Source organism: Pseudomonadota bacterium (assembly GCA_026388315.1).
Lineage (GTDB): Bacteria > Desulfobacterota > Syntrophorhabdia > Syntrophorhabdales > Syntrophorhabdaceae > MWEV01.
On sequence record JAPLKA010000127.1, the window covers coordinates 1 to 10,035 of the forward strand.

A 10,035-nucleotide genomic window follows, 5' to 3' on the forward strand; every position below is an offset into this window, starting at 1 on the left:
CTGCCGGTACAGCCGTTCCGTTCATTATCTGCCGGCTCTCTTTACCGATAAGTCTTGCTATAATTTCAATCTTTTTGAGCAATTCCTGCCCGCCTTTAACGTTTCCTCTTGCATCAAGTAGAGGTGAACCCACTGCGTCGAGGGTTCAAGGGGCTGAGAGCAGAGAGCAAAGGGCTGAGAGCAAAGGATTTTTTTAAAAGTTTTAACTCTACGCTCCTTTATCCTTCAGCCTTCCTTGCCTTCAGCCTGCCTCTTTTTCTTTCACGCTTCACTGTCTTTAAGGTTCCCCTATCATATCTCTCACGGCGTTATTCAGGCTTTTATCCTGAAAGCTGCTCTTCGTCAGATAATAATTGGCGCCCGCCTCAAGACCCCTTATTCTGTCTTCTTCTCTGTCCTTGTAAGAAACAATGATTACGGGCAGATCTTTAAGATTGGGATCACCCTTTATCTTTTTTATGAGCTCTATACCATTCATTCGCGGCATATCAACATCGGAGATAACAAGATCGAATTTTTTAAGCTGGAGAGTATTCCAGCCATCCATTCCATCTACAGCTACAGTAACCTCATAGCCACTGTTTTCCAGAAGCCTGCGCTCTACTTCACGCACCGTTAATGAATCATCAACAATAAGAATACGCCTTCTGGAAGTCTCCGCAATTTCTTTTCTGTCGCCAACCTTGTGAAGTCTGCCGTATGAAAGAAGATTATCGATGGAACGGACAAGATCATCAACATCCAGAATGAGAACAGGGGAACCATCCTCCAGAATTGCCCCTGCGCTGACATTGGGTATTCTCCCGAGACGTGCATCAAGGGGTACAACTACCAGTTCACGCTCGCCTACAAAATTGTCCACGACAAGTCCGTAACGGTTCAAACGGTCGCTGATAACCACAATATATAATCCTGAACCCTTATCATCAGAAACAGGAATTTGAAGCACCTGGTGCGCATCAACGATACCGATATGCTCATTTTCGAATGTGTAAAATTGTTTGTCTTCCAATATCTTTAACCTGTCAGGACTCGGCTCCAGGATATGATCAATACGGCTTAGAGGTATTGCATACGGCTCTCCGCCAATATCTACAAGAAGGGTTCTGAGAACAGACAAGGTCAGCGGAAGTTGTAAATAGAAAGACGTGCCCTTCCCCAGTGTTGTATCTACCCGAACAGAACCGCCTACCTCCTGAACCATAGACATAACCACATCAAGGCCTACTCCGCGGCCGGATACCTCTGTAACCTTTGCGGCCGTGGAAAAGCCCGGCAGAAAAAGAAAATCCAAAAGCTCTGCCTCAGCAAGATTAGCTGCCATTTCTTTCGATATATGACCTCTCTCTACGATCTTCTGCCGGAGTTTTTCTATGTCTATTCCATTTCCGTCATCTGTAATTCTGACATGTAACATCCCGGAGCTGTGCCGTGCTTCAAGAATGAGAGTGCCTTCGGCAGGTTTTTGTGCAACAAGCCGCTCTTCAGGTGTCTCCAACCCGTGGTCTATGGCATTACGCAAAAGATGGGTCAGCGGCGATTCGAGTTTTTCAAGTATGTCCCTGTCTATCTTGGTTGTTTCTCCAAAAATCCTGAAATTGACCTTTTTGCCCATATTTTTTGCAAGGTCGCGCACCATACGGGGAAATCCGGGTAAACCATCAGAAAAAGGCCTCATCCTGATCGCCACAACCTCACCGTATAGCTGGTCGGCAAGGCGCTCAAGATTGCGCGAAAAAACCTCAAAATCTACTATTTGTGTAATAAGGAGATCACGAATTTGGTCCAGTTGATTCAGTGATTCACCGAATTTTTCTCTGACTTCCTTGGGGATAGATGTGTTTTTCGTAAACTGAAATATGTTTTCCAGGGCACTGCCCAGTTCCAGGTGCCAGTCTTTCATTTTTAGCAGGGAAGTTGAAAACGGTTTTGCCGATCTTGCCTGCACAAGACATTCACCGGCAAACCCCATGAGGCGGTTCAAACTTTCCGAAACAACACGGACGAAGCTGTCTTCATCTTTCTCCAAAGGTTTAGTCTTCAGCGCCTCATCCTTCTTATCCGGCGTTTTAGGAGTCTGAGGAGAAATTTGTGGTGGTGTCATATCCTGTTTGACAGGAGCTTGTGGAGATATTTTTTTGTCAATCGGTTCAGGACCTTCCCCGGTGAGGATTCCTCTGATACTCCGGCTTAATGAATTGATTGCTTCAGACTCTTTTTTCAGCCAGTCAGGGATTTCGGGAATGTCAACTTTGGTGATTTGCTGAAAAATATCGTTGCCCTGTAAAAGCATATCAATATGATCGGATGTGAGATTCATTTTACCGTGCTGGGCTGCAGATAGAATATCCTCCATGGCATGGGCAAGGGTGACAACAAGGTCTAACTCTACAATGCGGGCCGCACCTTTAATCGAATGAGCAGCACGCATTAGCGGTTCAACTTTTTCAGGGGTCTGGTTCTGCTCAATCTCCACAAGGCCTGTTTCCAGAAGTTTTGTATAGTTTTCCACTTCTATGCGAAAAAGGTCGAGCATGGAAAGGTCGGCAATATCGGTCTTGCCCTGGTCTTTCAACTTCCGAGACTCCTTTTTAAAGAATGTATAAGCTTATCTTCGCTTAGTAAGCCTACCTTCTTTTCGTTAAGATTAAAAACACCTTCGATAAGGGTTGACGGAGATCTGGATAATGTTGCCGGGGGTTCTTTTAAATCGCATAACGATATGCGGTAAATGCCGAGGATTTCGTCCACCGGAAAGACATACCGTTCGCTGTTTTTATTAATTACCACCATACGCTTATAAACCATCATATCGGTTTTTTCCTTGTCTTCTTCCGGGGCAAATTCGAGGATATCCGCCATTGAAACACAGAGAAGCAGTTCTCCGTTTATATTTACAACCCCCCTGAAGGCATTGTTTGTTCGTAAGGGTACGCGGTGAACAGGGCGTATATTTGTAGTTTCCTGCAAATACAATGCCTTATAGGCTAACCATTCATTCTTTACCCTGAATACAATCACTGATATAGAATCCAGCGCCTCGCTCTCTTTAATACCGGTGAGATTTTCTGTCCATTCCTTCAGAAATTCATCGGAAATCTCCCGGTCAAAAAGACTTCTGCCCGCTCTATTATATTCATTACAATTTCGGCAATGAACTATCTCCGCAAGCTTCGGGCAGGAAAAATCCCCGAAAATCCCGATCTGTTTCCAGCAACGAAATAGTTCAACATTGCTTCCCTGATTCATATCAATCCTTTTCCTGAAACCTTTTTATCCGTTCTCTGATGATCGAAGCCCTTGCCTGATCATCTCTCTTTTCATATAAAAGGCTCATATGCAATAACGCCTCGTAATAACAGGGGTCTAAGTACAGGGCTTTCTGGAAAAAATCTTCAGCCCTGACAAAGGAGTCTAATGCCAGATTAATAAGACCCATCAGATAATACGCCTCCTTATTATCGCTGTGCTCTTTCAGGAACTGTTCGCACAACTTTAAGGCTTCCTTGAGTTTACCTCTGTCTGCAAGGGTACGCACCCGGGTCAGAACAGCATCAGGGGCAGTCTCCTCGCGATGACGGTGAGTGGGGCTGCCATGTCCCATTTTAGCAGGGCTCGCAGTGACAGTAGATGCAGTGACAGTAGGTAAAGCCGGGATAGACGTGCCGGATTCGGTTTTCTCAGTATTGTCAGCTTTCCTGCATGCAAATGACCTTGAATGTTTAACCGGGTTGTATCCGTACTGTAAAAAAGACATCATTTCAGAATGTCCGGTAAAAACAACACCTTCCGGAACGAGTAGACGGTCAAGGTTGGCAAATACCTTCTTTCTTGCATCGTCGGTAAGGTATATAAGGAGATTCTTGCAAAAAACACCCTGATACGATTCATGGTTCCGGAGGGCATAAGGTTGTACGAAATTATCCCGGTAAAAATGTACCAATCCTGCTACAGCCCGGTCCAGCTTAAACCCTTCTTCCACAGGTGTAAAATAACGGTACTGATAGTCCCTGTTTTCCCCCCGGAAAGATCCTTTTCCGTAAACGGCCCGCTTAGCAATCCCGATTGCCTTATGACTGATATCTACCGCATCGATGTGAAAACGTTCCGGTGATAATCCGGCTTCCAGCAAAGCCATTGCTATCGAATAAGGCTCTTCTCCTGTAGAACATGGCACAGAAAGAATCCTGAGCGTTTTTACCGGATATGAAGAGTGTCCTGTTTTTTCTATATGCTTCTTTAAGAAGTTGAAGGATTCCCTGTCGCGAAAAAACCACGTCTCAGGAACAACTACCTGCTCAACCAGTTTTTCGAGCTCTTCAGGGTGAGATTTAAGCATCTCCAGATAATGATTCATATCATGCACCACGGATGTGCGCATTCGCGAATTTACTGCATCTGCAATATTCTTCCTTCCTATGGATTCAGGGTCAAACCCGAATGTTTCCGACAGGAATTTTTCAATGTCACGGTAAAAAGTCATTGTTTTCCTTAAGTGCAACGAATTCATATCCCTGTTGATAATCCCGTATGTTTTCCGGAGGCAGCTTTTCTATCCTTACCCTCTGAATCATACCCATCTCATCGAAGATGACGTCACCAAGGTATTGAGCCTCATCAACCTCTATCCCGGAAGGCTGAAAGTCCTCCTCCCTGCATGAAATTGTCTCTGTAGCCCTCTCGGCTAAAAGACCGAGGATATGGTGGGTTTTGTCCTCACTCACATAGTCAACCAATATAATACGAGTGCTGAAAAGAGGCCTGGAAGGCTTCCCGGCAATCAGGATTGAGAGGTCAATAACAGGTACTATAGTTCCCCTGTAATTGAATAGTCCCGAGACATATGCGGGGGCATGGGGGATTTTTTTGAAAATAACCATGGGTGTAATTTCGATAATACGGGAGACTTCCAAACAATACCGTTCATCTCCTATCTCAAAAACAAGAAAAAGCATATATACCTACGAACTTATAGAGAAACGTGCTACTTCATTCTGCAAATCTCTTACTGCCTCGTTGAGCTGCTCCGTAACCCCTTTAAATTCAACTAAGGAATCTCTGGTCTGTTTGGCAGATTCACTGAGTTGCTCCATGGCTTCGCTGATCTGAGAAGCACTTTGGGATTGTACCTGCATCCCCTGATTTGCAGACTCAAATTGCGGCGCCAACTCCTGGGTATGTTCAATGGCCATCAATAAATCCACACTGATTTCTGCAATCTTTTCCGTACTTGTCATTGTCTGGTCTGTGTATGTCTCAACAGCCGACATGCCTTCTTTCATTGCCCCCTGCGTTTCGATGATCAAAACCTCTATATCTATGGCAGCCACAGCAGTCTGGTCTGCAAGGCGGCGGATTTCCCGGGCAACCACCGAAAAACCGGTGCCGTATTCACCGGCCTTCTCTGCTTCAATTGCAGCATTAAGAGATAGGAGATTAATCTGATTTGCCACCTTTGTAATGGTTGTAATGACCTGGGTAATGTTATCCATCTTTTCATCAACTGTTCTTAGCTTTCCGAAGCTTTCCGTTGTATTTTCCAGCAATACCTTCATAGTAGCATTAATATCGGAAAGGCTGGTCATACTGGCACTTGCCAGATCAGCGGCCCTGGAAGACATTTCTGCCACCCTGTTCATGGTTTTCGCAAACTCCTGTGCAGTAGCAGAAATCTCTTTACTTGTTGCACTCACTTCATTGATAGCCGATGCCTGCTCAGCCACTGTTGCCTCAAGCTGTCGCGCTGCCGCTGCAATCTGGGTTGAAGAGGAAGTAACCTGAATGCCTGATTTGCGCACCTGAGTAAGCAATGCATCAAGACTCGACGTCATGGTTGATATTGCCTGAAAAAGCTGAACAATTTCGTTTTTATTCTGCCCTGTATGGTGTTCCGCTTCATTGCTCAGGTTAAGCTCACTTTTGCCCATTGTTTCCAAGTTTTCTACGGCTTGCTGGAGATTACCTGCGGCAATCTCTCCGGCAATATCAATCACCTTTCCAAGAGAACGGGTTATCCCGCGGGAAATGATAAGAATTATTATTGCTGCCAAAATTAATGCGATTAAGCTTAGAGAAAGTGCAATGAGCTTCTTATTCGAAAAATCATCAATCCTCTTGCTCAAAAGGATTTGCAGTTCCTGCAAAGATACTTCCCGTAATTGCGTACCAGCTTCAAGGAGTGTTCTTGCAGGCTCCAGAAACTCTGCAACAGAAATTTTGGAGTCAGGGTCGTTGGCAAACCTCTTTAATACAACAAGAAAAGGGATAACGGACGATTCATACTGACTCAAAGAGGGTGGCATATTAGCCTGGAGAGAATTGCTGGTACCGTAATAATTTTTATCTTCCCGCAATGCAGTAGCAATGTTCTGGCGTACACGCTCCAGATCCTCCTCCATCATCGCAGCAAAGACTGAAAATTTGACTATATCTTCACGGGAACGAAACCCTTTGAAAATGACAGACTCTCCAAAAAGCAGAAATTCTGACAGCTTCCCCAGGGTTTTTGGCATTGTGGCAATAGCAACATCCATCACATAATACGAATCAAGGTCAGGGTCGAGAACCATATTAGATGTATCCCCTACCCTTTTAATCAATGCCTGTATTGGCTGAAGGACCATTTCATGCTCTATGTCGTTCTGGACAGTAGAGTTGTTTTTATAGTTTTTACTTAACTCCTGCCAATTTTTAAACACCTTCGAATAATGGATTTTTTCCATTCCTATCGCTTTCAGGCTCTTTTCATCAATTCTGAGGACTTTCTCATGTCTTTTCCCTTCTGCAATCAAAATGGCAAATGATTCATCAATTCTTTTTGCTGAAACGTCAATCTTATCCTGAACAGAAGTATCGCCCTGGAGATAAAACCTTACGAGCAATTGATGTTCAGGAATCAATTCCGCAAGCCTCGTCAACGGGGTTAGAAGCCTGCTTCCCCAGATCTCCATATGGGCAAAATCAATGTTATTATTAAAACCTGCGATCATATAATAGAGGAGGATGCAAATCGGCAAGGTAAAAACAAGACCGCTGATTATTATTTTATGTAATATTTTAAGTCTGTTAAAATATTTTTTCATAATTACCCACGATTTAATTTAAAGCGGGAAACTTCATTCTGTAAGACCTGAACTGCTGTATTAAGCTGTTCCGTTACCCGTTTATACTCTGATAAGGAATCTTTTGTCTGGTCAGCCGCGGTCAATAACTGGCTCATAGCTTCGCTGATCTGCTGGGCGCCTTCCACCTGCATGTGCATCCCTTTATTCACAACCTCAAACCGGGGACTCAGGGTTTTTACCTGGTCAATAATCTGACCGAGTTGATCACCGATTGTTTCTATAGAAACGACCCCGCGCCTTACCCCCTCGGCAAATTTATCCATCTCCATCACCCCTGAGGATACAGAAGACTGCATTTCCTTGACCATATACTCTATGTCCTTTGTGGCTATTGCTGTTTGATCGGAAAGACGGGTAATCTCCCTGGCAACCACCGAAAACCCTTTCCCGTATTCCCCTGCCTTTTCTGCTTCAATAGCGGCATTCAGGGATAAAAGATTTGTCTGATCCGAAATCTTATTAATAGTCGTGACAATACCTGAAATCTTGTTTGCCTTTTCATTAATAACACCCAGTTTTGATGAAATGTAACTGGTAGCTTCAATGAATTCACGCATTGATGACTGCATGCGGCTCAGCTTGTCACGTCCGGTCTCAGCCATGGAAGCGGTATCTGAGACTGTTTCACTCACTCCTCCCATAGTCCGCATAAGGTCTTCGGACGTGGCTGTAATCTCTTTGTTTGTTGCAGTAACCTCCCGGATTGATGCCGCCTGTTCGGCAACCGTTGCCTCAAGCTGCCTCGCCGATGCTGCTATCTCCGTAGTGGATGAGGTAACCTGGATCCCGGAAAGCTGAACCTGACCGATAAGGGAATGGAGGCTTTCCCTCATGTTATGAAGGGCATTCAGCAGTTGGCCGGTTTCATTCGTGCTCTGCGACAAATCTACCATGTCCGCCTCTTCGTCTTTTACCCGGAGGTCACCCTTGGCCATATTCTGAAGCCTCTCTTTTACTACTGACAGGGGTTGCGTAATGCTCCTGGCAAAAATCCATGAGATTAAAATAATCACAAAGGATATTACGATAAAGAGAACGGCCAGTTTAACTGCTTTGTTCCAGAAATTCTTCTGAACATCATCAATATAAATGCCAGAGCCAACAACCCAACCCCATGGCTCAAAGGATTTCACATAAGCCAATTTGGGGGTAGCCTTTTCCGAGCCTGGTCTTTTCCATACATAGTCTACAAAACCGGACTTCTGGTTTTTAACCTTATCTACAAAAGCTACGACAATCTTCTTCCCATTAACATCAATCAGGCCTGATTGGTCTTTGCCTTCCAATTCAAAATACGGGTGTGCAACCATAAAATTATTCATGTCATTTATCCAAAAATATTCAGTACCCTCATACCGCAGGGTTTTGATTAAATCCTTTGCCTTCTGTTGCGCTTCCTGCTCCGGCATCTTTCCGTCCTTGGCAGAATTATAGTAATACTGGATCATGTCATACGCTGTTTCCACAACGCTTCGTGTTCGTGATTTTTTCTCTTCGAGAAGATCGTTTTTCAGGGAAACCAAAAATACAAAATCCGTCAATACAAGACTGAGCAATGATATTCCAACAATCACCCAAAGCTTGTATTTAATTTTTAATTTTCCAATAAAATTCCCCATACAAAACCCCCATAAGTGCGTCTTTGCTTCATCATATCATAAATATTTTGAAATCTGCCATAATAATAGTGAATAGTGGATAGTGAAAGGAAAAGAGGTAGGCTGAAGGCAAGGAAGGCTGAAGGATAAAGGAGCGTAGAGCATAGAGCCTCCGCTACGCGAGGACAGGTGTAGAGGAGAAGCCAGTATATTCATTCTTGCTATCCGCTAATAAGGGCTGTGAACTGTGAACAGCTTCTGATAGCTGATAGCTGATAGCTTGAATATGTAAATTATTTTATTGACAATCGTGCCTTTTATCACGAGAATAAAAAGATAGACCTAATAAAGGAGGGTTGTATGGGCCTGCTAATTCTGGCGTTGATAATAATAGTTTTGGTTGCTGCTTTTTCAGTTCAAAATGCAGCGCCTGTCACAATCTCTCTTCTCTTATGGAAATTTCAGGCCTCTCTGGCAATAGTCACTTTTCTTTCTGTTTTAATCGGCGCTGTCATTGCTGCAATTATTACATTCTGGTTTAGCTTAAGAAAACCCAAAAAGGAGAATAAAAGCAAACTTCCAGACTAATCTTTAGCAAGACCACACTCTACGCCCATCTCTCTGCATACCCGAAATACGCTATCCACCACAAAGGATGTATCCCCGGGCTTTCCGGAAGCCACAGCAGAACTTATGATGAGCTGACTTACGTTATCCTGGAGACTGGCAATTTTCATGCTTGCCGTATGCTGACCATAGGTAAAATCGATGGTACGGGCTGCATCGTCCCTGCGGGTAATCCTGGCGTTCTCATTGCCTTTCAGGAGTGTGACAGCCGTGTTATATACATTATCTGCCTTGGCCTCCAGTAAAACAGTTGCAACATCATTGTTATTGTTCTGGACCTCGCTGGCAAGGTGCGATATTTTACCTATTGCCTTTCTTCCTAAAAATATCCACTGTGCATATACAGCACTCGTAAAAAATAACGATACCATTAAAACCAGTGAAACAATTTTCCCGCATCTGACCATCTTATCTGCCTCCTTGAAAATATAACAATATGTCCCAAAATATGCCCAAAAAAACCTCTATTTTATCCCGGCAATGTGAAATAAAACGTTGCACCGGCGTTTACCTTCGCCTCAGCCCACACCTCTCCGCCATGTCGATTGATAACACGTTTTACAATTGCCAATCCAATACCCGTCCCTTCAAACTCGTCAGAGTTGTGAAGCCATTCAAAAACCTCGACTATCTTTTGGGCATTATCCATTGAAAGACCCACTCCGTTGTCTTTGACATAATAAACA

General features: G+C 44.0%; 9 protein-coding genes. 1 reads left to right on the forward strand and 8 read right to left on the reverse strand.

Translation table 11 applies throughout. The features are described 5' to 3' along the window. Positions 1-277 precede the first annotated feature (277 nt). From NTX75_18245 to NTX75_18270, 6 genes are read right to left on the reverse strand one after another with little or no spacing between them, the layout of a single operon-like run. Positions 278-2,575 carry a hybrid sensor histidine kinase/response regulator gene (locus NTX75_18245; protein MCX5818156.1) on the reverse strand — a complete coding sequence of 766 codons (2,298 nt, stop codon included), beginning with the start codon at positions 2,573-2,575 and terminating at the stop codon, positions 278-280. Further along, on the reverse strand, positions 2,572-3,249 hold the full coding sequence (locus NTX75_18250; protein ID MCX5818157.1) for a chemotaxis protein CheW: 678 nt from the start codon (positions 3,247-3,249) through the stop codon (positions 2,572-2,574). The genes NTX75_18245 and NTX75_18250 overlap by 4 nt, the downstream gene beginning before the upstream one ends. Position 3,250: 1 nt before the next feature. Next, the gene (locus tag NTX75_18255; protein ID MCX5818158.1) at positions 3,251-4,483 is read right to left on the reverse strand and encodes a chemotaxis protein; all 1,233 of its coding nucleotides are present in this window, start codon (positions 4,481-4,483) and stop codon (positions 3,251-3,253) included. After that, positions 4,467-4,955 (reverse strand): chemotaxis protein CheW, encoded by a 489-nt coding sequence (locus NTX75_18260; protein ID MCX5818159.1) that lies wholly within the window; start codon positions 4,953-4,955, stop codon positions 4,467-4,469. The genes NTX75_18255 and NTX75_18260 overlap by 17 nt, the downstream gene beginning before the upstream one ends. Positions 4,956-4,961: 6 nt before the next feature. Next, positions 4,962-7,082, reverse strand: coding sequence for a methyl-accepting chemotaxis protein (locus tag NTX75_18265; protein MCX5818160.1), 2,121 nt, complete (start codon positions 7,080-7,082; stop codon positions 4,962-4,964). A gap of 2 nt (positions 7,083-7,084) precedes the next feature. Then, positions 7,085-8,743, reverse strand: coding sequence for a methyl-accepting chemotaxis protein (locus tag NTX75_18270; protein MCX5818161.1), 1,659 nt, complete (start codon positions 8,741-8,743; stop codon positions 7,085-7,087). Between the two features lie 339 nt (positions 8,744-9,082). On the opposite strand from NTX75_18270, the gene NTX75_18275 reads away from it, so the two are divergent. Beyond that, positions 9,083-9,310 carry a LapA family protein gene (locus NTX75_18275; GenBank protein MCX5818162.1) on the forward strand — a complete coding sequence of 76 codons (228 nt, stop codon included), beginning with the start codon at positions 9,083-9,085 and terminating at the stop codon, positions 9,308-9,310. On the opposite strand, the gene NTX75_18280 is transcribed toward NTX75_18275, so the two are convergent. Both NTX75_18280 and NTX75_18285 read right to left on the reverse strand, forming a co-directional pair. Next, positions 9,307-9,756 (reverse strand): hypothetical protein, encoded by a 450-nt coding sequence (locus tag NTX75_18280; protein MCX5818163.1) that lies wholly within the window; start codon positions 9,754-9,756, stop codon positions 9,307-9,309. The two genes, NTX75_18275 and NTX75_18280, sit on opposite strands and share 4 nt — an antisense overlap. Before the next feature lie 62 nt (positions 9,757-9,818). Further along, a partial coding sequence (locus NTX75_18285; protein MCX5818164.1) for an ATP-binding protein occupies positions 9,819-10,035 on the reverse strand: 217 nt, incomplete at its 5' end.

Bases quoted from the DNA above. Each gene is read 5' to 3' on its own strand.
- NTX75_18265 (MCX5818160.1), bottom strand. From the start codon at position 7,082: ATGAAAAAATATTTTAACAGACTTAAAATATTACATAAAATAATAATC.
- NTX75_18250 (MCX5818157.1), bottom strand. From the start codon at position 3,249: ATGAATCAGGGAAGCAATGTTGAACTATTTCGTTGCTGGAAACAGATC.
- NTX75_18280 (MCX5818163.1), bottom strand. From the start codon at position 9,756: ATGGTCAGATGCGGGAAAATTGTTTCACTGGTTTTAATGGTATCGTTA.
- NTX75_18270 (MCX5818161.1), bottom strand. From the start codon at position 8,743: ATGGGGAATTTTATTGGAAAATTAAAAATTAAATACAAGCTTTGGGTG.
- NTX75_18275 (MCX5818162.1), top strand. From the start codon at position 9,083: ATGGGCCTGCTAATTCTGGCGTTGATAATAATAGTTTTGGTTGCTGCT.
- NTX75_18255 (MCX5818158.1), bottom strand. From the start codon at position 4,483: ATGACTTTTTACCGTGACATTGAAAAATTCCTGTCGGAAACATTCGGG.
- NTX75_18260 (MCX5818159.1), bottom strand. From the start codon at position 4,955: ATGCTTTTTCTTGTTTTTGAGATAGGAGATGAACGGTATTGTTTGGAA.